1 protein-coding gene is annotated in these 554 nt (G+C 37.7%); it reads right to left on the reverse strand.

Annotated features, from left to right (window positions below):
* A partial coding sequence (locus HC175_RS16915) for a DoxX family protein (RefSeq protein WP_168139517.1) occupies window positions 1-383 on the reverse strand: 383 nt, incomplete at its 3' end.
* Window positions 384-554: the final 171 nt, after the last annotated feature.

Raw genomic sequence — 554 nt, forward strand, 5'->3', positions numbered from 1 at the left:
TGCTTTCCGGCTCCTGTAATAAGCAGCACGGTAAAGGTAAGAAGGTAGATTATTGCCATTTCCTTTCGTTGAAAAGGATCGGCCGCATGAATTACAAACGCAGCTGTAAACATGGTAATCATTAAGGGAACAGCTGCAATCCTTGTACCCAGTCCCAGAATGATCAAGATCGAACAAATGAATTCAGCAAATACAGTTAGTGCTAAGGTGACGCCCATGCCAATACCCATTGGATCTGCAAAGACGATTTCTTCCCCGCCAAATAGTGTGATCAATTTTGGAGTTCCGTGGGTAAGCATTAAGCCGCCGGCTCCCAGCCGAAGGATAAGGAGTCCCAAATCAATTTGAGACAGATTTAAATTTGTAGAGTAAGTTGTTTTCATCCGACTAAAATATATAATCTTTCCTGATCCATAATTTTTAAAATTTCCTACAAACTTAAATTAAGCTATAGTGTATATTATTAATGATCTACCGAATATTTTCTTACAAAAGTGAACAGAGAATTGTTTGAATTGTCCCTTTTCATCTATTTTTTTAACCTTTCATCGATA

It is taken from the genome of Salinimicrobium oceani (assembly GCF_012037645.1).